Annotated in this window: 20 protein-coding genes; 4 read left to right on the forward strand and 16 right to left on the reverse strand. The window is 53.0% G+C overall.

The features are described 5' to 3' along the window. Positions 1–163: 163 nt before the first annotated feature. The 11 genes from ACFSOY_RS14645 to ACFSOY_RS14695 all read right to left on the reverse strand — a co-directional run bounded on the left by ACFSOY_RS14645 (position 164) and on the right by ACFSOY_RS14695 (position 15888). Complete coding sequence (locus ACFSOY_RS14645; RefSeq protein ID WP_386047821.1) at positions 164–991, reverse strand: metallophosphoesterase family protein; 828 nt, start codon at positions 989–991, stop codon at positions 164–166. Between the two features lie 484 nt (positions 992–1475). Beyond that, positions 1476–2924 carry a hypothetical protein gene (locus ACFSOY_RS14650; protein WP_386047823.1) on the reverse strand — a complete coding sequence of 483 codons (1449 nt, stop codon included), beginning with the start codon at positions 2922–2924 and terminating at the stop codon, positions 1476–1478. 655 nt (positions 2925–3579) lie between these two features. Next, positions 3580–4716: an HD-GYP domain-containing protein gene (locus ACFSOY_RS14655; RefSeq protein WP_386047825.1), complete on the reverse strand. Its 1137-nt coding sequence runs from the start codon at positions 4714–4716 to the stop codon at positions 3580–3582. 123 nt (positions 4717–4839) lie between these two features. Beyond that, entirely contained in the window at positions 4840–5169 is a 330-nt protein-coding gene (locus tag ACFSOY_RS14660; RefSeq protein WP_386047827.1) for a DUF3307 domain-containing protein, read from the reverse strand. Positions 5170–5172: 3 nt separating this feature from the next. After that, positions 5173–5544, reverse strand: a complete 372-nt coding sequence (locus ACFSOY_RS14665; protein ID WP_386047829.1) for a hypothetical protein — start codon at positions 5542–5544, stop codon at positions 5173–5175. Beyond that, a complete protein-coding gene (locus ACFSOY_RS14670) occupies positions 5541–10886 on the reverse strand; it encodes a protein kinase domain-containing protein (protein ID WP_386047831.1) in 5346 nt (1781 codons plus the stop codon). The genes ACFSOY_RS14665 and ACFSOY_RS14670 overlap by 4 nt, the downstream gene beginning before the upstream one ends. A gap of 36 nt (positions 10887–10922) precedes the next feature. Further along, complete coding sequence (locus ACFSOY_RS14675; protein WP_386047833.1) at positions 10923–12587, reverse strand: hydroxysqualene dehydroxylase; 1665 nt, start codon at positions 12585–12587, stop codon at positions 10923–10925. A gap of 402 nt (positions 12588–12989) precedes the next feature. After that, positions 12990–14339, reverse strand: coding sequence for a CCA tRNA nucleotidyltransferase (locus ACFSOY_RS14680; protein ID WP_386047834.1), 1350 nt, complete (start codon positions 14337–14339; stop codon positions 12990–12992). Next, on the reverse strand, positions 14318–14713 hold the full coding sequence (gene mgsA, locus ACFSOY_RS14685) for a methylglyoxal synthase (RefSeq protein WP_386047836.1): 396 nt from the start codon (positions 14711–14713) through the stop codon (positions 14318–14320). Before mgsA ends, ACFSOY_RS14680 begins: the two co-directional genes overlap by 22 nt. A gap of 17 nt (positions 14714–14730) precedes the next feature. Next, positions 14731–15534 (reverse strand): 4-hydroxy-tetrahydrodipicolinate reductase, encoded by an 804-nt coding sequence (gene dapB / locus ACFSOY_RS14690; protein ID WP_386047838.1) that lies wholly within the window; start codon positions 15532–15534, stop codon positions 14731–14733. A gap of 21 nt (positions 15535–15555) precedes the next feature. Then, on the reverse strand, positions 15556–15888 hold the full coding sequence (locus tag ACFSOY_RS14695) for a nucleotide pyrophosphohydrolase (RefSeq protein WP_386047840.1): 333 nt from the start codon (positions 15886–15888) through the stop codon (positions 15556–15558). A 138-nt stretch (positions 15889–16026) separates the two neighbouring features. Between ACFSOY_RS14695 and ylbJ the strand changes: the two genes are divergently transcribed. Continuing rightward, complete coding sequence (gene ylbJ, locus ACFSOY_RS14700) at positions 16027–17298, forward strand: sporulation integral membrane protein YlbJ (protein ID WP_386047842.1); 1272 nt, start codon at positions 16027–16029, stop codon at positions 17296–17298. 65 nt (positions 17299–17363) lie between these two features. On the opposite strand, the gene ACFSOY_RS14705 is transcribed toward ylbJ, so the two are convergent. The 3 genes from ACFSOY_RS14705 to ACFSOY_RS14715 all read right to left on the reverse strand — a co-directional run bounded on the left by ACFSOY_RS14705 (position 17364) and on the right by ACFSOY_RS14715 (position 20090). Continuing rightward, positions 17364–17957 carry a TetR/AcrR family transcriptional regulator gene (locus ACFSOY_RS14705; RefSeq protein WP_386047843.1) on the reverse strand — a complete coding sequence of 198 codons (594 nt, stop codon included), beginning with the start codon at positions 17955–17957 and terminating at the stop codon, positions 17364–17366. 342 nt (positions 17958–18299) lie between these two features. Further along, on the reverse strand, positions 18300–18845 hold the full coding sequence (locus ACFSOY_RS14710) for a hypothetical protein (RefSeq protein WP_386047845.1): 546 nt from the start codon (positions 18843–18845) through the stop codon (positions 18300–18302). A gap of 459 nt (positions 18846–19304) precedes the next feature. Then, positions 19305–20090 carry an undecaprenyl-diphosphate phosphatase gene (locus ACFSOY_RS14715; protein WP_386047847.1) on the reverse strand — a complete coding sequence of 262 codons (786 nt, stop codon included), beginning with the start codon at positions 20088–20090 and terminating at the stop codon, positions 19305–19307. Between the two features lie 108 nt (positions 20091–20198). Here ACFSOY_RS14715 and ACFSOY_RS14720 point away from each other — a divergent pair, with 108 nt between their 5' ends. After that, complete coding sequence (locus ACFSOY_RS14720) at positions 20199–21251, forward strand: YkvI family membrane protein (protein WP_386047849.1); 1053 nt, start codon at positions 20199–20201, stop codon at positions 21249–21251. Between the two features lie 187 nt (positions 21252–21438). Here ACFSOY_RS14720 and ACFSOY_RS14725 read toward each other — a convergent pair whose 3' ends face one another. Next, a complete protein-coding gene (locus ACFSOY_RS14725; RefSeq protein ID WP_386047851.1) occupies positions 21439–22665 on the reverse strand; it encodes a hypothetical protein in 1227 nt (408 codons plus the stop codon). 309 nt (positions 22666–22974) lie between these two features. Here ACFSOY_RS14725 and ACFSOY_RS14730 point away from each other — a divergent pair, with 309 nt between their 5' ends. Then, positions 22975–23580 carry a DedA family protein gene (locus tag ACFSOY_RS14730; RefSeq protein WP_386047852.1) on the forward strand — a complete coding sequence of 202 codons (606 nt, stop codon included), beginning with the start codon at positions 22975–22977 and terminating at the stop codon, positions 23578–23580. Between the two features lie 53 nt (positions 23581–23633). On the opposite strand, the gene ACFSOY_RS14735 is transcribed toward ACFSOY_RS14730, so the two are convergent. Continuing rightward, entirely contained in the window at positions 23634–24584 is a 951-nt protein-coding gene (locus ACFSOY_RS14735; protein ID WP_386047853.1) for a CPBP family intramembrane glutamic endopeptidase, read from the reverse strand. A 129-nt stretch (positions 24585–24713) separates the two neighbouring features. On the opposite strand from ACFSOY_RS14735, the gene ACFSOY_RS14740 reads away from it, so the two are divergent. Then, complete coding sequence (locus ACFSOY_RS14740) at positions 24714–25562, forward strand: YitT family protein (protein WP_386047855.1); 849 nt, start codon at positions 24714–24716, stop codon at positions 25560–25562. The last annotated feature ends 12 nt before the right edge of the window (positions 25563–25574 follow it).

The raw sequence follows: 25574 nt of genomic DNA on the forward strand, positions 1-25574 counted from the left end.
CCTATTCTATCGCCGAACTGCTACCAGCAGATATTCTATTTTGATAAGTATTAATCGAAAATATCGATAACTAATCACGAAAAAGCTTCCTCTTGCGGAGCAGAACAGGAAATCGCGGCAGAGTCGTCTTTTTCAAGGCGACACGGCCGCGATTTGCTTGTCCTCATAGTTCGATCAAAGTTGCTGCGCTTCGAATCTCCGTTGCAAAATCGTCTGTCACCCACTCCTTCACATATCCGAGCGGATTGCAGACGATCTGCTTGCCGTTTCGCTCTTCTACACCGTGTCGCCAATGCTTGTGCCCAAAGATCACATATTCGATGTTCTCATATTGATCGAGCTGTTCGCCAAGCTTTGTCGACCCCATAAAAGGTCTGATCATGTTCCACACTTTGCCCATCGGATGTTCAGGTCGCTGTGAGAGCGGTGCATAGTCGACATAGGGAATAAAATGGTTTGCAAACACGATTCGCTTCCCTCGCAACTGTTCGAACTGCTTGCGCAGCTTGTCCAGCATCCTGTCGGTCAACTCTTCATCCTCCATGCCCCATCGCGCCATGACGCTGTCCTTCCAAATCATGCTCTTGTCCTTGACGATCTCCGCCCGCGTCTTCTGCGTCAGACCGAACGAATAGTCGTACCAGCCCATATCGCCAACCAGCACCCACTCATCTGTCAACGCCAGCGGCTTGTCGATCAGCGAGGATGGATGCGCTCGCAACCGCTCGTACTGCTGCCACGAATCGCCATCCTTGCTCGCCGCCCAGATCGAATGATTTCCCGGCACATAGGACAGCGGAACGCCAGATCGCTCTTGGATCTCCTCAATATATCGAATGCATCGCTCCGCCCCTCCTGCCATATCCCCCGCCACAATCACTCGATCTGGAGCGATTCGCTTGATGCAATCGGCGATCTCTCCTGTCAAATCCCTTTTTAGCTCAGCGCTGTTATAGTCCACATGCAAGTCAGAAAACGATAGGATCTTCAAATCGGTGCCTCCCAGACGTTCAAATATATTCATTCATTATATATTGCATTTTCCGTCAATTCCACTCAGCTTAAGTCCGTAGGGGAACAAGGCATTTTTCAACCTGCTCGTATCCTTTGTTTTCTTACTTTATCTGCGAGTGTGTTAGAAATCGTTTGGGCGGCAAAATTTCTGCCAGTCTCGGGGGACAGAGCGAGCGCTGCGGCAAGATGTCGGCGATACTTCTCATATCAATCGGCAAGCTTTTGGAGAGATTTGGGCAGCAAAAAGACCTCGATCATGAGAACGAGGTCTTTTTGCATCCTATTAATCTATATTCATCTACGAATAGTAGAAATCACGAAAACGCCCCACCGTTTCGAGCGGCCAGGCGTCGATCCAGCTCTTCTGTAGCTCTGCATTTTGAAGATGTTCGCCGATTTCGATTGTGCCGAGAAAGAGAGCCAGTCTCGCGGGGAGACCGACTCTCTTTCTGTTCACATCGCTATCTCGGCTCAAGCAGATAAGAAAATGGTTGCTCAAAAATGGCTACCACCCGCTCCCGTATCATCATGTCTCCCACCGCTTCGTCAGACAGACAGTGCTTGACGTCCCGCAACATGTTCTCATACAGTGCAGGCTCCATCCAGCGGTTGTTGTTCAACACATCAGCAATCTCTTCTGCGATCTCCAACAGCTCGGTCTGCGCAGAGCAGTTCTGACTTGGCAAGCCCTGCTGCAAAAAACCACGAGTCTCTGCGATTCGAAAAAGCAGCTCTCGAAAACGCCACCTTCGTTTGTTCTGTTCACGAAGCTCCCGGTTTGGCTCCGGTAGCTTTTCACAGGAAAAGAGCTGCGACGATGTCGACCAACTGTCCGAGTGAAGCGACTCTTCCAGCTTTGCCAAAGCGAACGTCTCAACGGGCAACAATTCAGCAACTTCGCGAAACGCGGGCAGGCGATTGCGCTCACACGCTTCTTTCCCCCAGCCGGCGTGTCCGTGCTGATTGTTGATCAGATCTGCATAGTGCGGGGCGATCAATTCCACCTCCCGATCTGACAGCTGATGGGCGGACAGAATCGCCTGTTTGATCCGATTCTCTGGGATCAAGAAGTCGTCTTCCCCAAATTGAATGTTGCGCTTCAGATACAGGGCGAGCGATTGCGGAGTCACTCCCTCCACATCACCGCGAAACACGCTCATCCGAAAGTCGGCCGCCTCCTGAAACACCGCTACCGTTCCGAAACCGTCATCGATCAGGTTCAAGTCCTCCTGCACCGCCATCAATTCCCCGAGCACCACATTTTCTAAACAGGTGATCGCAGCCTCCATATTCACAAATGCACTGCGGTCTTCATCTGGCGTTCCAATCACTCTCGCATACAGGTCGGAAAAGAGCAGCACGTGTGACATCTCGTGGAAATAATGGACGAACGGAAAGCGAATCACTTCACCCGCTTGGTGCCACCTGCCCATCTGATAGATGCGTCCATGTTCGGGGCGGAAGATCGTCGGTCGATCTGCCTTTAGGTCGATGACCAACTCCAAGCCAGCATTGTAACTGTGTACCCAAACGGCGCGATAGGTCGGAGAAAGCAGCAGTGCCAGCGAGTGATTGGTCACTTGCACCGGAATGTTGAAAAACTCTCCATTCACTTCAGGATGCAATGTCAAGTAAGTCATGCCGACAGACAGCGCTTGATACAGCTCAAACTCCCCTTCTTTAGCAGCATCGAGGCAATAGCGCTGCAGTGCTTCTAAAGTCTCGATCAACAAGTCCATCTCGCAAGGGTAATCGGACAAGAACCTTGCAAAACCCGCTTCAAACTCGTCCGGTTCCACATTCAAGAACACGTTAAGACCGTCTACCCACAAGTCTGAGCCGGGTCGCGACTCCAACCAGCCTTCCGATTCCACCGTGAGCGCGAGCAACTCCTCGTATCGCTTTCGCATCAGTGTATGATCCACTTTTGTGCTCACCCTTTCTCGTAAATATGACAAAGGCACCCGTGATGGGTGCCTTTCGATCTTGGCACTAACTTAGCAGTTACCGCTGTCACGAATGAATGGGTGAATCTTCCCTTTCATATCCACCACTTTTGCATTCTTGGACAGGTTTACCTTTTTGATCGTTTTCATTTGTTGGCACCTCCGAATGTTTGTAGTAGATGTAGTGAGAAAAATCCCCACGACATAATTTTATAATATTATAATAATTTTACTTTGTCAAATATAATAGAAGGTGATCATTTCCACCTGTTCGATAGTTTTCCATCAAAAAATCGGTTTGTTCCTCCTGACAAGCCGCGCCACACATCGACATTTTAGCGCTCTCACAGCAGGTGCTAAACTTCAGTCCGATAAACGGCTTCAATTGTTACTCATCTGTTTACAAAAATGTTACTCTATCGTATAATTAAATTGTTGCTTCGGCAACCCATTTTATCTCACAAGAGGAAGAGGAGCTTTCCCAGCAGATGCTGGTGGGCTCCTCTTCTTCATGGTCAATATTTCTTGCATCGCTCGATAACATGCCGCATGTGAGCAAGAAAACAGCAGAGCGACCCGATCTGGTCAGCGTTCGCCCTCCCGATCAGGTCGCTCTTTTTCAATCGAAGCGATCCGTATATTTCTCACGCACGTCCAAAATCTCATCGAGTCTTTCGAGAAAGAGGTCGACGAGCTGTGGATCAAAATGCTCGCCGCGCTCCTGCTGGAACAGTTGAACAATCTGTTCGATCTCCCACGCCTTTTTATAAGGGCGATCGCTGGCGAGCGCATCGAACACGTCTGCGATCGCCGTGATGCGACCGTAGAGATGGATCTGCTCACCTCGCAAACCGTGCGGATATCCCGTTCCGTTCCATTTTTCATGATGTTCGACCGCGATGATCGCAGCCGCTTTCAAGATCCGCCGCTTCGAGTTGTTCAGCAGGTTGTAGCCGATGATCGTGTGCGTTTTCATCTGTTCATATTCTTCGGCGGTCAGCTTGCCCGGCTTGTTCAAAATCGAGTCGGGGATCGCCACCTTGCCGATATCGTGCATCGGGGATGCCGTTTTGATCAGCTCGGCCTCTTCGTCAGTCAGTCCGTAGCGACGAGCGAGCAGATAGGAATACTCGGCCACTCGCTTGACATGATTCCCCGTCTCCTTCGACCTCGTCTCCCCCACTTCACCCATGACGAAGATGATTTCCTTTTGCGTTTCTTCGATCTCGTGAGCGAGCCAGGCAGACTCCAGCGATTTGCCAGAATAGTACGCGGCGAGCGTCAAGTGTTCCAGATCTTTTTGCGTAAACTTTCCTGCGGCCGTCATCTTGTTGATCGCCTGATACGCTCCGATCACGTTGCCCTCGTTGTCCCGAATCGGGATCACCAACAGCGACCGCGTGCGGTAACCTGTCTGCAGATCGACCTCCTGATTGAACCGCGCGTCCTGATAGGCGTCATCGATGATGATCGGCTGGCCGGTCCGAATCGTGTGTCCGACGATCCCCGAGTCGATCGGAATGCAGATCGGGCTCACATCGTGCGCCACCGATGTCCGCAGTTCCTTTCGCTCTTCGTCCAAGAGCCACAGGGTGCAGCGATCGGCAAGGATCATCTCACGCCCCATGTCGGCCATCAGCATCAAGATATGGTCAAGACGCTTTTCTGCCGTAATCTTCGCGATGTAGTCGAAGATGATCTTCAGCATCGTTTCGGAATTTAATTCTTCCCGCACCTTTGGAAGTAGCTCTTGCACGCTCGATCACACCTTATTTTTCACGTCTGCGGGGATCGCTCCCCCTCTCTAGTCTACCACAGAGAGGATCAACCTGAAAAGTTACACTTAAAAATCTCTTGATGATTCATTTAAATCGAACGATCAGACATACTTGTCGATCAGGAAGAGCGCCAGCAGGTGCATCACATTGTCAACCACAATGTACAGCCAAGCGGCAGGGCGCTCCAGGTTGATCCTGTTCACATACCAGTACACAAACCCGGTGCGATCGAGCAGATAATGCGACCCGAACACCAGAATCGCATGCGTCCAGTCCCACCAGCCGGTGCAGAGCAACACGCAGAACGTCCAGATCGCGCAGTGCAAGTTGCAGGCCAGCTCCCCTTTGAGCGTCTTTTCCTTTTTGTGATGCACCATCCAGTCGTTTTGCAGAAGGTAATCCCCGATCAGATGACCGACCAGCCATTCCATGCGCTAGCCCTCCGTCGCCATCGAGCGAAGTGCGAGATAGGTCCAGAGCGCAGCCAGCGAATCGAAGAGTCCCACGAAGATCGCGATCGTCGGAAAGGAGTCGGTCAGCACAAACAGGACGCAGAAGGCAAAGATGAGCGGGCGGGTGAACACCGACCACCACATGAAATCCCGCTGCTCTTTGCGGGCCGCCAGAAAATAGTAGACCGCCAGGAAAAAGGCCATCATGCCAGAGAAGCGGATGAAGACTGACGCATCCCCCGGCTCTCCGATTCCGATCAGCTCGATCACCGTGTTTGGAGCGATCAGACAACTCAAGCTGATGCACAACAGGTAGATTCCAAAAACGAACATGCTTTTTGCGGCGCTGGTCATGTTTTCGCTCCCTCGTTGGTCCAATATTCGTCATATCCATACTGCAAACAATGCAGGCATCGATCGACATACACCTGTGCGCATTCGTCGAGGGGATTCTCTTGCAGGCAAGCTTCGAAACACGCCTTGGCCGAGACGAAGTCCTGCTCTTGGTAATGACGGTACCCTTGCTCAAACAGCTCCTTCGTGCGCAGTTTTCCCGCTCGCACTTCTGGCAGGTCCGCATCGAACACTTCATAGACGGAGACCGCGACCGACTTTCCTTTCACCTTGACCCGGTCGATGATCCGGATCGAATATCGACCGGAATCTTGCAAGCGTGACAGCGTCTGCTCGCTGATCAACAACTGCACCCGATATCGCTTGGTCAGCCCTTCTACACGCGATGCGAGGTTGACCGCATCGGAGATGACGGTCGAATCCATCCGATTGTCGCCGCCAAGCGTGCCCAGCATCAGCTTGCCACTGTTGATGCCGATGCCGAGCCTGATCTGCTCTTGCCCATTTTTGGAGCGCTCCTCGTTGAGCAGACGAAGCCGCCCCAGCATGGACAGCGCTGCCTGCACCGCATCATCCGCCCCCTGATCGAACAAAGACATGATCGAGTCGCCAATATATTTGTCGACAAAACCGCGGTTGTCGGTGATCGCAGGCTCCATCCGGCTTAAAAACTCGTTGAGAAACTGGAAGTTCTCTTCTGGCGACATCCGCTCCGACAAGGTGGTAAACGAGCGAATGTCAGAAAACAGCACCGACATCTCCGTCTGCACATGATCGCCCAACCGCACATCGATGATGCTTTTCTTCTCCAAGAAGCGCAGGAATTGGTGAGGCACGAAGCGGCCATAAGCCCGATTCAGCTCCACCTGTTGGTTGTACAGCTTCGCATTGTCGATCGAGACGGCGATCTGCGAGGACAGCAAGCTCATCATTTCCAGCCGCGCTTCGGTAAACGCATGCGTGGTCAGGTTGTTTTCCAAGTAGAGAGCGCCGACGAGCTTGCCTTGATTCAGGATCGGCAGGCAGAGCACCGATTTCGGCTTTTTCTGCAAAATGTACGGATCTTTGGCGAAGATTCCTGCGGACGCCGCGTCGTGCAGCACGACAGCCTCGCGCATTCGCCGCACATATTGGATCACCGTCGGCGCCACACTCAGGCTGTTCCGATAGGGAATCGCTTGCAGGACACACACCTGATCGTCGACCGTCGTCTTCTCCGCCTCGATCAGCAGATCCCCCGCTTGCTCGATCAGGAGCACGCCCTTCTCTGCGCCCGCATTTTCGACGGCGATGTGGATCATCGTCGCCAGCAGTTTGTCCAGCACGATCTCACCGGAGATCGCACGCGCCGCCTTCATGACGGTGAGCAGGTCGATCTTCTCGCCAGAACTCGCTCCGGTCGTGCTGATGCCCGTTCCTGTCGCCGCCAGTTCAAGGCTTGCTTCGCTCTCTAAGCGCGTTGCCAACAGATAGGGATAGGTCTGTTCCAACTGCCTGACCTTGGCGACCGCCCCCCAGCGGAGATAGCCATAGACCGCTTCTGCCATGTACGTTTTGGCAACTTTGTGCTTAGCCAGTTTGAGATAGAACTTCGCCGCACACTCATTGGCGAGCGCCGCGTTGTTCGGGAAGCTGTGCTCATGCGCCGATTCGATCGCCCGGTCATAGAGCTGCATCGCTCTGTACTCGTTCCCGACCAGCCTCGCCATCTCCGCTTCGACCAGCAGGCGTTTGTGCTCGTTGTTCTGTGCTGCAAACTTCGCCCATTTCTTCAGCTTGTCTCTGTTTTTCTTCAGCTGCTTCCAATATGCTTTTTGCTCCTCCTTGGAGACAGCATGGTAGTTGGCAGCCAGCGCTAGCGAATAGTAAAAATAATGTTCCGGCACGTGCGGTTGCGACATCGAGGCGAGGATGATCGCTTCGCCTTCTCTCGCCATCTGCACAGCCAGGTCAGGTTGTTCATTCAGATAATAGAGCTTCGTTTTGACGAAATAATACCAGTTGAGGAAGTGCAATCGTTTGTCCCACTTCAATTGCTCAAGGTACTCTTCTTCTTGGAAATCATCATCCGACAGGTCGGTCAGCGAGGCTGTCTTCCCGAGCAAACATTGGACGAGCGCTTTTAAAATCAGATAGTTGATGCCGTGGTCGCGAACTTTGACCCGCTTGGCAAACTCCAGGTAGTTTCGCGCATCGCGCTCAATCTCCTGAAGCGGTTCACCGCAGAGGATCATGCAGTTGACCATCTGCATGACAGCGAAGAAAGATTGGATCAAGTCTCCCGAGTCGATCGACGTCTGATGCGTCATCCTGAACAGATCTGCACACTCGCGCAGATGGTCTTTCCAATGCTTGGCGAGCAGGGCGAACGAAAAGTCGCTCTTGTGCTTGACGTTCGCAAAATATTTGTCGTTGACCTGTGTCGCCAACCTGCCATATTGATAACCCGTTTCGATATCTCCGAGCACCGTGCCCAAGATGACCCCATACCCGCCGAAGGCGATGCTCGACGCGATCGAATTGCCGCGCTTGGCCGTCATGTTCAACACTTTCAAGTTGAGCAGAGAGAACTGCTGCGGGTTGATAAAATAAAAGGCGACCGCGATGTTAAAAATTTGCAACATCGCCTCTTCGTGGTACGGGTCCTCGACGAGCGGAAGTTCTAACAGCTCCTCCAGCTTGCGGTTGCGCAAGTTCCACTTCGCCTTCAGTGTCTCCCAGACGAACGTGCCAAGTCCCGCATCGTCTGACAGTTTGATCCCGAGCAGACGGATGCTCATCAGACCGAGCTTGATCGCTTCTTCGTACTCCCCGATGTTGATCAACAGGACCGTTTTGATGTTGTAGACGCGCACTTTTTCCAGCTTGGTCTTCGCTTTGGCGAGAATCAGGTCGAACAGCTTTTCTGCGAGCCGGAAATTACCGCAGAGGTACTCGACTTCGGAGCGCTCCAAATACAGCTGCATCGTCAGGTCATACTGCGCTTCCCAAGCGTCCTCGGCCAGCAGTTCGACCGCCTGGGTCAGATATTTCAAGGCGGGGTCGTAGGCGGTCGATGCTTTGGCGCGCAGTCCAGCGGTCAGGTTCAGACGAATGAGCTGCATCGTCTCCTCTGCCGACTCGATCAACTCCGCGCCAGCATTCAGGTGATTGACCATATCGAACAGGCGATCTTCAAACTCCAGATTGCCGGTGCGCGACAGCATCAAGCGGCCGATCTCCAAATGCACGCGGGTGCGATTCTCCTCGCTCAACAGCGCGTAGGCAGCTTGCTGCACTCTGTCGTGAAGGAATTTGAACGAGGCGTTCACATCATCTCGATCACTCTCTTCCCCGATGTTGTACAGCAGTTTGTAGTCAGCTCCGATCGGAACGAGAAATCCTTCCTGCAGCGCGGGCCAAAGCTCGTCTGCCACCTCGCTGATGCTCTGACCTACCGAGAGCGCCAACATCTGCAGATCGAAGCTGTTCCCGATACAGGCGGCAGTCTGCAACATCAGCTGCGTGTTTTCGTTCAGCCCTCTGATCTTTTGCACCATGAATTCGACCACGTTGTCGGTGATCTCCATGTTGGCGATGTTCGCCACCTTCCAATTCCATCGCCCTGCTGCCGCCTCCCACTGGATCAGCTGTTTCGCATGGAGCGCCTGCAGAAATTGATGCGTGAAAAAGGGATTGCCGTTCGTCTTTTGCAACAGGAGCTGGGCGAGGGAGGCGACGCGATCTGCGGAGCAGCTGAGCGTGTCTGCCAGCAATTCTTTCATCTGATACAGGTTGAGCGGTTGCAACCTGATCGGCAAAATCGGTCGCCGCTTCTGGCGCAAGCTCCCCACCATTCGCGTCAGCCGATGGGACTGGTCCACCTCATTGTCGCGGTACGCGCCGATGAACAGCAGGTGGCCGGTCACCATATCGCTCATCAAATATTCGATCAGCGTGAGCGAAGCAGGGTCTGCCCACTGCAGGTCATCAAGAAAGAGCACGACAGGGTGTTCCGGCTGGCAAAACACGTGAAGCAGCTTCTGCATCGTGAGCTGGAAGCGATTTTGCGTCTCTTCGTTGGGTAGCTTTTGCACGTCCGGCTGCTTGCCGATGATCAGCTCCAACTCGGGAATCACATCGGTGATCACCTGACCGTTTGGAGCGACTGCGAGCGAGATCTTTTCTCCCCAATTCAAAATGTCCTCTTCGCTCTGGGTCAACAGTTGGTTGATCAGGTCTTTCATCGAGCGAATGAACGCATGATAGGGGATGTGTCGCTTATACTGATCGAATTTCCCAGTGATGAAAAAACCGTTCTTTTGAACGACTGTCGAGTGGACTTCGTGCACGAAGAACGACTTCCCGATGCCGGGAAAGCCGGACACGAGCAGCAGTTCGCTCGCCCCCTGCACAACTCGCTGAAACGTCGCGTGCATCTGCGAGATGTCCTGCTCTCTGCCGTACAACTTCTCAGGAATCCGAAAGATCTCCGATTGATCGTGCTCCCCGAGCGGAAACTCCCCGATCGTGCCCTCTTCCTGCAAGTGCCGAAGACAAGCTTCTAAATCTGCCTTGATCCCGTAGGCGCTCTGGTAGCGCGCTTCCGCATTTTTGGCCAGACAGCGCATGATCAGATCGGAGATCACCTTCGGAATCTCTCGATTGCGAACATGCGGCGGCTGCGGTTGTTTGGCGATGTGACCATGGATCAGCTCGACCGGGTCTTGCGCCTGGAAGGGCGCCTGCCCGACCAGCATCTCATAGAAGGTGACGCCGAGCGAATAAAAGTCGGTTCGATAGTCGGTCACCCGATTCATGCGCCCCGTCTGCTCGGGGGACATGTAGGCCAGCGTGCCTTCGAGCAAGTTCGGATTGATCATCTCCGTCTTTTCACTGACCAACATCGAGGCGATCGAAAAATCGGTCAATTTCACAATGCCCTTTTCGGGTGAAACGATGATGTTGTGCGGCTTGATGTCTTTGTGGACGATCTGCTGTCGGTGAAGAAAGCTGAGCGTGTCTGCCAGCGAGATCGCAATCTGCAGAAACTCCAACAGGTCGATCCGCTTTTTTTGCAGATGATGGTAGAGCGACTCTCCGCCAAAATCCTCGACGATCATCACCACGCCGTTATCTCTCGGCTCTAGTGCGATCGGACGGACGATCCCCTCCCAATCGAGACTTTTGGCGATCTCAAACTCTCGCTTCCAGCGGTAGACGTCCTGCAAAGGGGGGTATTCTGTTTTCATCGCTTTTATGATGACGGTCTCCCCTGTTGATTCGCAGAGGCCGCGATAGATGACCGATTTGTTGCCCTCAGCGATCTGACCGAGGACACGGTAGCCGGCGATAGCAAACATAGCGGCTCATCCCTCTCTTTTTGACAAACTCAGAAGTTAAAAGATGCTGAGGACAGTCTTGCCGTCCCACGGCAACCCTTGATCGAAGCGCTCTTGGTCATGTTTTTGCCAGAGCGCGAAAAGCTTGTGCTCATACATCTTGAACAGCTTGCACGGCTCTGCGCTCGATTTCGCATCTGCGAGGATCGCATTGACAGCGCGCCGCGCCGCTTCGTTCGCACCTTCCATCGTCGCGAGGTCGGTCTTGGTGCGAACATAGTCGGAAGCGAGATAGAAGTTCGGAATACCGGTCGCCGCATCGGGTCGCTGTGTCCAAGTGCCCACCTTGTTGATCAACAGCGGCTCCAGGTTGATCTTATCCCGCGGATTGATAAAGCAGATGTTCGGATCGAGAAACCATTCCTGAATCATATCGTCGCGCAACAGTATCTCATCTCCGTGGTTGAGGCTCTTTTTCAGCTGTGCCCAGACCTCGTTTCTGATCTGCAGCTTGTCGCACTCCATCGCCGTCAAGCCGTTCAGCCCTGGCATATTCCAGTCGGAGATATCGACAGACAGGATGTCGACCACTTGGCCATCCCCATACTGCGACAGATCGAAGTCTGGCCAGAACTGCGCTTGTGAGACAGACGTCAGCGCCCATTCTGAATCCATGTAGAGCACATGTCCCTCGATGATCGGTGCCGGCTCGGTCAGAAAGAACTGAATGCCGGTCATCCAATCGACAGACAGGGCGAGCTGCTTCAGGTAGTAGAGGGATGGATCGAGCAGCAGCATCTCATCGGTGAGCAGGCTCGCCATCACTTCGACCGGCAGAGCGGAAATAAAATAGTCGCCCGTCACTTCGTACTCGACGCCATTTTCCAGAATCGTCGCGCCGCAGATGCGCCCATCTGCGCAGGAGATGCTCTTCACCTCCGCTTCGAGACGATAATCGACCCCTTGCTCGCGCAGATAGCGCAACCACGGATCGATCCAAACATCGTTGGTCGGACCATTTAAGACCCGATCGTTCTGCATGCCCGGCGTGATCATGTCGAGGAGCAATTCGGCTCCGACATTGCCGACCGTCTTGGTGCTCGCCTCGTGCGCTTTCGCCGCCACCAGGGTGCGAGTCAGCGCGGTAAACAGCTTTTTATAAGCGTCTGAGTGCTTTTCCGCTTCAATAAAATCCCACCACGGGATCTGCTCATACTCGTGCACTTTTCGATCATAGCAAGAGGTGACGATCTGCCAAAGCTTCGATGCGGCGACTTCCATCTCCTCGGCCGACAGATCGAGATCAGCTTTGAACATCGACTTGATCAGATCGGTCACATCGTCGAGCGAGTTGGGAAAGTTGGCGACAAACTCGGTCAACGGATAATGATAGCGCGCCAGCCCCATCCGCTCCGCATGTATGAGGTTGTCAAACACGGTCTTCTCTTCTCCATCCGGAGCTGTATAGGGAATGCGTTTCATCGTATCGGTCACATGCTGATAAAAACCGGGAAAAAAGCGGAACCCGTGCTCGCCGGGCAAATCTTTTCTACCCGCCTGACCTGTGTTCGGCACCGGAATGCTGCGCGCTTTCCCACCTGGGATATTTTTATATTCCAAGACTACAACATCGAATCCGCGTTCGATCAGTTCGTGCGCCGCGCTCATTCCGGCGACACCGCCACCCAAGATGACAACTTTTTCATTTGTTGATTGCTTCATAGAATGGAATGATCCCCCTTCGTACACTTATGGAAGAGTCCTAATTTCCCCATTCTATTTATATCATCTATCCGCTCGATTTTAAATAATAATTTTGTTGTCTTAAGTGGAAGGTTGTTAGAAGTTGTTGAAAGGTCGGTTCAAAACTCTTTTCGGTTTTAGCTTCACAGTGCCGTCTTGGAGGAAAACAGACCGCTGGCGCACGAGCGCATCATCGGCACATCGTATTAAATGAGGTCACAGCGAAGAAGAGGGGGGGAGAGCAAGTTGAATCTGCGGGTTCTTTGCGGAAATGACGTGACCAGGGTCGGATCGCTTGCGATGAACTTGGCATCCATCGCAACGACCGATCTTGCGCTCAGCCGACAAGTGCGACCTGCTTCTCGCTGTCGTCACTGCACTTTAGGCATCGCCTGTTTCTTCTGCACGCCAGCGCTGCAATTGATGCAACAAGACCTCCCGCTCATTTTTCGCGGGATCGCGCAGGACGAGCTGTGCCAACCGCTGAAGCCAGCGACCGAGCGCAGGGCCGGCGGGAATCCCTGCGCGGATCAGGTCTTGGCCGGTGACTGCAAGGTCTTGGAGATTCCAGAGCGGCTGTTGCTGACGATGATGATCGACTCGTTCGCTCCACGCCTGCAAGCGATTCGCGTCCTGTGAGACCGCGTGGATCAGACAGCGACGCCAGACCGCTCGATGTCCGTACTCGAAAAAGAGCTGTCTGAACTGAAGATCGCTCCAAGCGGCGGGCGAACCGGACGATTGCATGGAGATCTGTTCGTGCAACTCGCGCTTCAACGAGGACGACAGCTTGAGACCTTGCATGTTTTTCTCCATGCGCGGCTGATCGAGCCCGATGGCAGAATAGAGTAAGAACGTGCGCAGCGCGAGGTCAGCCGGAGCTCGCCCTGCCCAGTCGGCAGCCCGTTGCCAGAGCGTACGATCGGCCGGTGGGCGAAAGAAGATGTAGCGCAGCGTATCTGTCTGCAGCAGCAGACGAATTGCCAGATCTGGATGTGTGAGCAACATTTTGTGCCACTCCTCGCGAATGCGCTCGCGAGAGATCGCTTGCAGGCTGCTCGCTTCCTCGGCGATCGCCTGAAGCGTCCGCTCTTCAATCTCAAATCGGAGCTGAGCAGCAAAGCGGATCGCCCGCAAGATGCGCAGCGCATCTTCCTCAAATCGGCGGCGCGGATCGCCGACCGCCCTGATCCGCTGCTGCTCCAAGTCGCGCTGCCCGCCAAACGGATCGTGCAAGATGCCATCTCGCCCGAGCGCCATCGCGTTGATCGTCAAGTCGCGCCTCGCCAAATCTTCGACCAGCGAGCGCACGAACTGCACTTCGCTCGGCCTCCGCCCATCGGTGTACTCGCCATCCGTTCGAAACGTGGTCACCTCATATTGAAGGCTGCCGACCAGCACCGAGATCGTCCCATGTCGAATCCCGGTGGGCACCGTCTGCGCAAACAGACTCTGCACCTCCTCTGGACGAGCAGATGTGGTGATGTCATAATCGACGATCTGTCGAGCGAGCAGTCGATCGCGCACGCATCCGCCGACCAGATAGGCTTGATGACCTGCCGCTTCCAGCGTTTCGATCACTTGCCAAGCGCATTTTTCCGCCCGATCCATCCTGTCACCGCCCTTCCAAACTCCTGCAACGATCAGCAACCATCCGTTCGTCCACCAAGCATCGCGCCCAACAGATTCGCGCTCGCGTTGCTCAGTCGCTAGCGGTTGGTCGCTCGCCACGCAAAATCGCCGCGATCGAGCGCTTTGATCAACACCTCAGCAGTGCCCATGTTGGTGGCGACCGGAATGTCGTGGACATCGCAGAGCCTGAGCAAAGCCAAGATGTCCGGCTCATGCGGTTGCGCCATCAGCGGGTCGCGAAAGAAGATCACCAGATCCATGCGATCCTCGGCGATCATGGCGCCGATCTGCTGATCACCGCCGAGCGGACCGGACAAAAAGCGATGCACCTGAAGTCCGGTCGCCTCGTGGATGCGCATGCCGGTCGTGCCGGTGGCAAACAAGCTCGCTTTGGCGAAGATGTGCTGATAGGCGATCACAAAGTTGATCAACGTCTCTTTCTTGCGGTCATGTGCGATCAGCGCGATGTTCATCAGACGTCCCTCCGTCATTAGAAAAGCAGATTCTCCAGTCCGTAGACCATGCCTTCATATTTCATCACTTCTTTGCATGACATCACCACACCCGGCATGAACGATTCACGGTTGATCGAGTCGTGGCGAATCGTCAGCGTCTGCCCGAGCCCGCCGAAGATCACCTGCTGGTGGGCGACATAGCCGGGCAGTCGCACGCTGTGCACGCGCATCCCCTCATAATCGCCGCCGCGCGACCCTGCGATGCTCTCATGCTCGTCCGGGTGTCCTTGCCCCATTTTCTCCCGCTCTTTGGCGATCAATTCCAGCGTCTTGATCGCCGTGCCCGATGGAGCATCCAGCTTTTGATCGTGATGCATCTCAATGATCTCAACGTGTGGGAGAAAGCGGGCAGCTTCTGCCGCAAAGCGCATCATCAAGATCGCCCCGATCGCAAAGTTTGGCGCGATCACCCCGCCGATCCCCCGCTCTTTGCACGACTCGTCCCAAGCTGCAATCTCCTCTGGCGTCATTCCGGTCGTTCCGACCACCGGGCGCACGCCATATTGAATCGCCGTGTCGATGTTGCCTTTGATCACCGCCGGATTGGTAAAGTCGACCATGACGTCCGCCTTCGTCTCAAGCAGGGTCTTGTCGAGATCGTTGGAAAACTGCAAGCCCCCCGTCTCCACGCCGGTCACCTCCGCGACGAGCACACCGTTTAAGCTGCGATCGACTGCGCCGACCAGCTCAAGCTCCGGATCGTTTAACACCGCTTTTACCGTCTCTCGTCCCATGCGGCCTTTCGCACCGACGACCACCACGCGAATTCTATCTGCCATCTTTCGTTCCTCCTTGCATCCTCACTCTGCGTCGATCCGCGTCCAGCGGTTCGCATCTCGCGTATTGAACTTGTGAATGACCGCCTTGTGCGCCTCTTCCAAGTCGATGCCGAGCGAGTTTGCCAGGCAGGTGATCACAAACATCATGTCGCCGAGCTCAAGCGCGATCGAGCCTTCCGCTTCCTCTTGCTTCTTCGGCTTCTCACCGTGGCTATGGTTGACTTCCCGCGCCAACTCCCCGAGCTCCTCCGTCAGCCGCACGACGAGCGTCATCGGATGGAAATACCCCTCTTTAAATTGCGAGATATACTTGTCCACATCTTGTTGCATCTCTTTGATCGTCATATCTGCCATTCGCGCAGCCACCTCCATGCATCTTTTGTCTAGAGTACCATAACTTGCTGAACGAGACGAATTTTCAAGCGGGCGCGTCCATATGTATGGATAAGGGTAGTCCGTAATCTGTGAACGAAAAAGGAGATGAGGCTCTCAATGTCCACAGCGCCGAAGCGTTCGTTAACGACGATCTTGGCCACCGTGGTCGTCTTTCTCACCTTGTCCCTGGTCTTGTACCCGCAGGAAGGGTTTAAAGCCGGGGTAGACGGGTTGAAGCTTTTCTGGGACGTTGTATTCCCGTCCCTCTTGCCGTTTTTCATCCTCTCTGAACTGCTGCTCGGCATCGGGGTCGTACATGCGCTCGGCGTCTTGCTCGAACCGCTGATGCGCCCGCTGTTCTCCGTGCCAGGCGTCGGCGCTTTCGCCCTCTCGATGGGACTTGCCGCCGGGTATCCGATGGATGCGGTCATCACGTCCAAATTTCGCAAGAACAAGCTGTGCACCCGCATCGAAGGTGAACGAATGCTCGCTTTCACCAACACGGCCGATCCACTCTTTATGTTCGGAGCTGTCGCGGTGGGGATGTTCCATTCGCCACAGCTTGGGATGCTGCTGGCCATTGCCCATTACATATCGGCGTTTTTGGTCGGCCTGCTGTTCAAGTTTTATGGCGTTCGCACAGAGCGCCGCTTTCGGGAAGATGACATCGTCCAGGAGACCCGAGTAAAAGGCAACATCTTCAAGCGTGCATTTGGCGAGATGATGCGCGCTCGCGAAGAAGACGGCCGCTCCTTTGGCAAACTGCTCGGCGATTCGGTCAACGACTCGATGAAGACGCTGTTAATGATCCTTGGATTTATCATCTTCTTCGCCGTCCTGTTCAAAGTGCTGACCCTCTCCGGCATCGTTCCGTTCCTCGCACTTCCGATCGAGGCGCTGTTCCGCATGATCGGGCTCGATGTGAACCTTGTGCAATCGTTTGTCGCGGGGATCTTTGAGATCGATATCGGTTCGGCGATGGCGGCGCAGACTTCCGCTCCGCTGATCGAACAGGTGATCATCGTCTCCTTCATCATCGCTTGGTCGGGCCTCTCCGTGCACGCGCAGGTCGCCTCGGTGCTGACCGGCACAGATATTCGCATGACGCCGTACATGTTCGCCCGCCTCTTGCACGCCGTGCTGGCAGGCGCTTTCACCCTCATCTTCTATAACATGGGATGGGGTCAGTCGGCAACCGAAGTCTTTGCCCCGATGCTGCCGATGATGGCTGCTGTGGCAGACCCGAGCCAACAGCACTGGTTCCTCTCGCTGATCGTGCTGAAAAACTGGTTGCTCCTCTTTGGCGGCGTCGTGGTGCTCGCGCTTCTGTTTCACTTCTTCAAAATCGCTCGCTTCGTCGCTTGGAGCTCTCGTTCCAACAGGCGATGAAGGTTGCATAGCAAAACGGATCAGGACATTTCGTCCTAATCCGTTTTTGTTTGTGCTTTCAGCGCTTAAAATAACAACTCGCGAACCACCATAAACTGCTGAGTTGGATCAGTATCTTTATCCACATGAGATTGAATATTATAACCGTCGAACATAGCTATGATTGTTACAGCAAGTACAGAAATGGGAAGTTTAGGCCGAATAAGTTTTCTCGTTTCAAGATCAAGTAATAGCTGTTCAATCACTTGCCGCCAGTTAATATACATCTGGGTTAGTCCAGCCTGAACTTTTTCCGACCGATTACTGTTCGCGATAAATTCGATAAACATCGGTACCCAATATTGATCGAGTGCCATTTGAAAAATGTATTGAAAAATTTCGTAAAGCAATTGTTCTACATTTTGAGCTTCAACGGGATCTTCCCCCAAAAAGTGAGTGATTCTTTGATGCTGTTCAATCATTCTCTCTTCCATGATAAGAAGAAATATTTCTTCCTTGTTGCTAAAGTGGGAGTAATAGGCGCCTTTTGAATAACCGGCTGCTTGTGTGATATCGTTTACACTCGTTACTGCATATCCCTTCTGTGCGAACAACTCAAACGCAGCTTTCTTTAATTTTTCTATGGTTTGCGCGGTCTTGATTTCATGTTTTGTTACCATATTACTTCCCCCTTTCTTGCCACAGCCAACTATTTTGCAACTCTTTTTTTGACCTCATAAATTACGATACTGATCATTAAGAGCAAGATTAACACGAGTAGCCAAGCAGCATAAGAGTTCTCGAGTGCGTAGAGGATTTTCTCCCACTCACTTGCCTCCGGCTTAATATTCATATACGAGCTACCGTAGATCCCAACGATAAAAAAACAGATTGCTCCAGGAATTGCCATAAAGAGTAACAACAGTACTGAAGCTCTAGTTTTCAAACTAATCCCCCCAAATTGAGTTATTGAGAATTAGGCAAAGGAGTGCTAAAAAACGCTCCATTGCCTAATTCTATTATTACTGCCAAGTTCCAATAGTGTTGTATACGCGTGTAAAGTGCGTTGTGTCATTATACAAGGTTTGGGGTGTCACCATCCCACCAACCGAATTAATCGTGATCCCCGCTCCGTAGTAAAATGACTGCCATACAAACTTACTGCAGTACGTGAGGGTTTTGTCGTAAAGGTTTGCAGTGATGAAATAGTTAATCGTATGTCGATCCACTTCAGATTGAGCCCAGTTTGCAGCAGAAGTACCGCCAGACTTTGGACGAAGTACGGCGTAACGGCTTAATGAAGTCCAAGTCGACAAGTTTTTATTTTGCAAACCCCCATCCCCATTCGGCCATGCTTCTGCAGTTTTACCGTTATAGACAATTGCAGCATGACCATAGTTAAAGTCCTTCAGACGATTAATATCTGTTACAAGTACATCACCATTCAGGAAATTGAATGCTCCTCCCTCACCCGGGATTACTTCTTCTGCAGGACCCGCTGCCATAACACTCGATGCAAAAATACTAGTCATTGCTACTGTCATCATTACAGCCGTAAAAAGTTTCACCCAACAGCACCTCGTTTGCTTTTATAAATTCCAACCGGTCGGTATGTAAAATATACCTATACCTTTTACAATTGTCAACATATGTAATCCAAGAAAATATGTATATAGGTAATTGATATTTCACAGTATTACTAGACCTTCTATTATCACCCAGGAATTGTCGAATACTTTATGCCAATAGATTGTCGGGAAAACTTGCACGATCACAGGTTAACAAATAATCAGATCGATTTGATTTCCAAAATAACCCTCCTTTCACAGCCAATCCTTCAAAATAGCCATGTGAGAAAAAGTTGACGAAATACTTTCTCTTCACCATCAATAACCACATAACTGAATCCAACAAAAAAAGACCGCAATTAGCTATTTTGAGAGGCATTACGGTCCAAGTCATATAGCAGTTAAGATTGTTTTACTATTCTGCAAACGAAAGGTTTTTCGCCTGTCTTCGACCCGAGATTAAAACTTGAAGAAATAGTTCGTGAACAGCTGATCGAGCAGGATCAGACCGCCGAGCAACCAGACGTACCAAGCGAAGGCGCGCAACCCGCGGCGCACGATCAGCGCGACCATGTAGCGGATGGCAAAGAAGCCGGCGATCGCAGCTGCCAACATCCCTGCGACCTCGGCGATGCCGATCGTCGTGCCTGCAGCCATCGCATCAGACAGATCGAACACCACCGCCCCCAAGATGACGGGGATCGACATCAGGAACGAATATTTGGCGGCAAACTCGCGGTCCAGTCCACGAAACAGTGCGCCCATGATCGTGAGTCCGGAGCGCGAGAGTGCGGGCATGATCGCCACCCCTTGCAAAGTGCCGATCAGCAGTGCGTCCGCATAGCCCATCTCCCCCTCCCGTTTGAAACCCTGTCTCGCCGCGTCTGCCCACCAGATCACTGCGCCGGTGATCACAAACTCCGCGCCCAAAGTCGAGCCGGACGCAAACACCGCATCAAAATAATCTTTGAACAGAAAGCCGATCACCGCAGTTGGCAGCGCCCCCACCAGCAGCAAGCGTCCCATCTTGCCGAGCGGATTGCGCAAGATCTGTGCGATATCGCGCCAAAAGACGGCGAACACGGCGATCAGTGTGCCCAGATGCAACAGGATATCGAACGTCAAAGCTCCCTCTTCCAGATGCAACACTCGTTGAAACAAGACGAGATGACCTGAGCTTGAGATCGGCAAGAATTCGGTCACGCCTTGGATGATGCCAAGAAAGATCGCCTCCCATAACGTCAATTCACCTTTCCCTCCCCTTTTCTTGTCCTGTATATCACCTATGCTTGTACGATCGGTTGCATGAATCGACGTTTTAAATAATATGGTTGCTAGTAGGGGGGATAAGCTATGAATGGAACCGATCTTCGACTTTCACTACAGATCGCCTTCACCTACATCGGGACGGTCGTGGGCGCTGGATTCGCTTCCGGTCAGGAGATCTTGCAATTTTTCACCCTGCTCGGACCGATGGCCTACCCTGCCATCCTCCTGGCCGTCATCATGTTCGCATGGGTCGGCGTCCGGGTGCTCCTGCTCGGTCATAAACTGCGCGCCCGCTCGTATCGCGAGATGACCTTTTATCTGTTTGGCAGTCGGTTTGCGATGATCATCGACACGGCGATGATGGTCATGCTCTTTTTCGTCACTGTCGCCATGCTGGCCGGCGTGGGGGCGCTGTTCAAGGAGCAGTTGCAGCTGTCCTTTCAGGTCGGCGTGCTCTTGACGATGCTGCTGACCTTTCTGACGATCTTGCGCGGCATGAAAGGGATCATGGCTGCCAACACGATCATCGTGCCGGTGATGCTGTTCGTCGTGCTGACCATCTTTGTGCAGAGCTTTTTGCAAACTGAACATCCTCCACAGACGATCGCACCTGCTGACAATGCGAAGCAGTTCGCCTGGATCCTCTCCGCCATCACCTACGCAGCGCTCAACCTGGGACTTGCCGTCTCTGTGCTCGTGCCGCTCGGCGGCGAGATTCGAAGCAAGCGAGCGTTAAAGCTCGGAGGTCTGCTCGGTGCGCTCGGGCTCGGCGTGATGCTGCTCTGCTCCCAATACGCGATGTCGACCCGCATGCCGCTGATCGCCGAATATGAGGTGCCGATGGGCTTTTTGTCCTCAACGTTCTCACCGCTGATGCAAGGCGTGTTTGTAGCAGCGCTCTGGGGCGAGATCTACTCGACGCTGATCGCCAACGTCTTCGGCTTGAGCTCACAGCTGACCAGCCCACAAAACAAGATGCACGGCTCGCTGATCACCGTCGTGATCTTGACCGCCGCTTTCTTTGTCGCTCAGATCGGCTTTTCGACGATCGTCCATTATCTGTACCCGGTGTTTGGCTATGTCAGCTTCCTCCTGCTGCTCCTGCTGCTCTGGCCAAGGCGGGAAGCTGCCAAATGATCTGCTGGCAGCGGGCGCGACGATGCTGCTCCTTCGCCATTCCTTGCCAGTAGGAGAACAAACCAGAACAAAGACCCCGTGTTTCGACGGGGTCTTCAGGAGCAAGTGCATGTGGATGGAGCTGAGGGAACTGATGATCGAGCCGCAGTGCGACGCCAACGCTTCGTCGAACGCTCCACGCACAACGTCACGGTTGATAGGTCGTTTTCGTCTTAAAGTCGTCTCCATCTTGATAGCCTTCCGCATTGCTCACTTGCGCCTTCACTCGATTGACATGAGCTTTGCCGATCTGCACGAACAGCGGGGCGCTTGCCGCGTTGATTCTTCTGACCATCGCCGCTTCTCGGAACGGATTGCCTTCGTTGAGCGCTTGTACTTGGTCGAGCACATCCCCGTCCACCTTGTGACCCTTGTTCATTTTTACGAGGGGATGATCGAAAAACAGTTTGGCCATCCCACCTCTCGTGTCATCCGCCGCGACGAGCTTATAGAGCTCTTTGATCACCCCGCCGAGCAGGTCCTCGATCGCAAAAATTTGATCTTGAGACAGCGCGGATGATCCTTTCTTCTGTCCCACGATGTCGCGCAGATCGCCAAATGCTGTGAGATGATCCGCAACGACGGACGCCACATTCACATACAGCGTCTCACGCTCGCTGCGCTGCTGCTTTTTCAAAAGAGGAAGACCAATTTGGAAATAGTTGAATAGAATTTTGAATGGCTCTGCACACTCGACTGCAGAAACAAAATCTTGTTGAATAAGCTTTAAATCTTTCGAAGCTCGGAATTTTTGATTGATGATCGCCAGCTGGGTGATGCTGTACGCATTGTAGTCCTCAAGAGCTAAGTCCTTCCCTGCCGTCAGATCCCCCATCTCCTCTTCCAGAGGAGCATCTGCCGGCTTTTTATTCTGATTATATGCAGTGACGACAGAGGCATCATCGATGTTTTTGATCCCCTCCCGCATTCTCTTCACATTTGGCCAAGGGGCGGTCTCCCGATCGAATTTTCCATCGCCATGCGTCTCTCCGATAATATGTTTTTTATCTGGCAACATGCGAACCGCCTGTCCACCGTTGTAAGTGACAAGATCCGCTTGAGTGGAAATCCAATACTTCTCCTGAGAATTGGTCATCGCCTTCAACTTTGCGCTCGGAACAATTTGTAATCCGGAGAGATCCGCCTCCGAGTCGAATCGGGTTCCTGCGTCATCTTCAAATTTGCCTTGCGCTACAGCACTGCCAGTCGGCTGCAATTGCGACTGGAGAAACTGAAGTGTCGCACGGTTCCCCAACCGCTTTTGCATCTGCATGATCATGTTCGAGCTGTGGATGGTCGGTGATCGATTCGGTTGTCCGACCGAGTCCGCTTGTTGACTCGATCGAAGGAACTGCTTGGTCGGAAAGCGCATCATCGTATCCTCCCCGTTAATCATCTCTATCATTATTTCAAAACAACAAAACATGTCAATCGAACACCTTTACTATGTCGAAAGTTCCGACTGCACCGATATCGTTTACTCGCGCGTCAACATGAAAAAAGCTCACCGCTGAGCGATGAGCGTAACGGGAGCGCCTTCCCTTTCAGAACGGCAGATCCAAAACTGTAGACAGAATGTAATGGGAAATAGAAGAAAGTCTTGATACAATTGTATTTAGCAAATTGCCATGTTATTCTATATTGGCGTGTTGTCAAGGGAAGGCAGGTGCTTGGGGCATACATTATGATTAAAGAAACCGTCTTAGAGATTGTGACAACTTATGGATACTTCGGTCTCTTTCTCTCGCTGGTATTGGGCATCGTTGGCTTGCCGATCCCTGACGAGATCTTGATGACCTACTGCGGCTACCTAATCTCTCAAGGTATGATGAACTACACAATCACTCTACTGACCGCGATCTCAGGTAGCATCGTGGGGATTTCTACCTCCTACTGGCTTGGGCATCGCTTCGGTCTACCCCTTGTCGAAAAGTATGGCCGTCGCTTCGGCATCAACGAGAAGCGCCTCGATGTTGTCAACCGATGGTACAACCGCTTTGGCAAATTTGTTCTGGTCGTCGGATACTTTATTCCGGGCATCCGTCATGTGACCGCTTTTGCAGCCGGATTGTCGAAGATGCCCTTCAAATCGTTCGCCATCTATGCATACAGCGGCGGTGTGATCTGGTCGCTCACATTTATCACCCTGGGGAACATGCTGGGCGTACATTGGACGAAGGTGACCTCGCTCACTCACCAATTTGTATTCTGGATTGTCGGTGCCGCCGTCATCATCGCTCTCGTCTACGGAATTGTGTATTGGCGCAAGCGCCGCCGTAACAAACGTTGAGCCTACATATGCTGTAGACAGCCTTCCCCAGCGGGAAGGCTGTCTTTTTTTACCTATAGCAGATCGTGGATGCTCGCCACCAGATTGTTGAGCGCATGGAGCCAGATCGGTGCCCAAAGCGTGCCGGTGATCCGGTAGAGCATGCTAAACAGCACTCCCATGATGAAGATCGGCAAAAACAACACCGGATCGGCGTGAATCAGCGAAAAGAGCAAGGCCGATCCGACCACTCCGACCGAAGCGCCCCACCTGGCGGTCAGGACGGACTGCAGCACGCCGCGAAAGAGCAACTCCTCGCCAAGCGGCGCGATCACAGCGGTCGAAAGCAGCGGAAGCATCGACATCATCATCCCGAACGCCTTCGCATCGAGCAGCTCTTGTGAGATGTGTTTCTCACGATACGAATCGGTGTCGATCCCCACCCACTCGGAGAGCGAGTTGGTCAACAGCGACATCGTATAGACGAATACGAAAAACATCAGCACATAGCCGGCCATCTTCCAAGAGAGCATCGGCCGCTTGAGCCCGATCTCCGACAATCCCTTTCGAAAGTAGATCGGAATGACCAAGATGGCTGCAATCTGCATCGAGACGCCCCCGAGCGAGCTCGCGCCAGGCGACGTGCGAAACCATTCGGGAATCAGCGAAGATCCGCCGAAATAATAGAAAAACACGCCGCCAAAAAACAGCAGTCCGACCCACCCGAGCGAGACGAACAGGTCGCGCAATGTCAGCTTGCTTCGCCCCTGCTCGTCTCGCTTTCGAACCCGCTTCTTCGCCAGAAACCCACCGACAAAGGCGATCACCCCGAACAGAACAAACAGCAAGGCCAAGATCGACCAGACGGGCGCGATCTTTTCTGACTGCAGCACCAACTGCCATTTGCCATGTTCACCGCGGATGAATGTCATCGACGAGAGCGTGAGCAGGATGTCTTGGAAAAACGCCCAGATCAGCAAAATCGCTCCCGTCATCTGGACTTTTCGTGCAAAGTTTCGCTTCATCACTGCCCTCCTTGTTTTCCTATGATACGAAAATTACGTCTATTTCTTTTTTCCTTGTGGGATACTTGAGTGGTAGGTACACTAGATCATGTATGATCGCTTAGAATTGGATAGAAAGGCGGATTCGACATGCAACGTTATGCTCTTGAGTATTTCGGCATTCTTGTCGGTGCCTTCGTATTTACCTTTGGATTGAATAACTTTCTGATCGCAAATGGGCTCGCAGAAGGCGGCTTTGTCGGCATTTCGATCCTCGGCTATTATCTGTTTAACATCCCGGTCGGCTTTACGTTCCTCATCCTGAACATTCCGCTCTTTTTGATCGGCTGGAAGCGATTCGGTCGCGACTTTTTGCTCAAGACGATCTTCGGTGTCGTCTCGGTCTCGATGTTTGCAGAGCTGACCAAAGACCTGTTCTTGATGGGGGTGGAAGATAAAATTCTCGCCGCGCTCTATGGCGGCGTCTTCTCGGGGATCGGGCTTGGCATCATCTTCCGCTTTGGCGCTACGACCGGTGGAGCCGATATTATCGCGCGCTTAGCCAAACATTACTTCGGCCTGAGCATCGGTCGGACGCTGTTCTTGATCGACCTGTTGGTGATCACTGTGGTCGCCTTCATCATCGGCAAAGATGTGGCCATGTACTCGTTGATCGCCCTGTTCGTCTCGGCGCGCGTCATCGACATGGTCATCGAAGGGGTTTCCACTTCCCGCGCCATGTTCATCATCTCCGACCAGAGCACGCAGATCGCCGAGGAGATTCACAAGCAGTTGGAGCGGGGCACGACTCTCTTAAACGGGGTCGGCGGCTATACGGGCCGCGACAAGCAAGTGCTGTACGTTGTCGTTTCCCGCGAGGAGATCACCCGCGTTCACGATCTCTGCCGCATGATCGACCCGCAATCCTTTATCGTCGTCAACGACGTTCACGATGTGCTCGGCGAAGGGTTTAACCCGCTCAAACAGACGAAAAACTAGGAGTCCTGCGGA

The sequence above is a fragment of the Tumebacillus lipolyticus genome (assembly GCF_042682745.1).
In the GTDB taxonomy this organism is placed as follows: domain Bacteria; phylum Bacillota; class Bacilli; order Tumebacillales; family Tumebacillaceae; genus Tumebacillus_A; species Tumebacillus_A lipolyticus.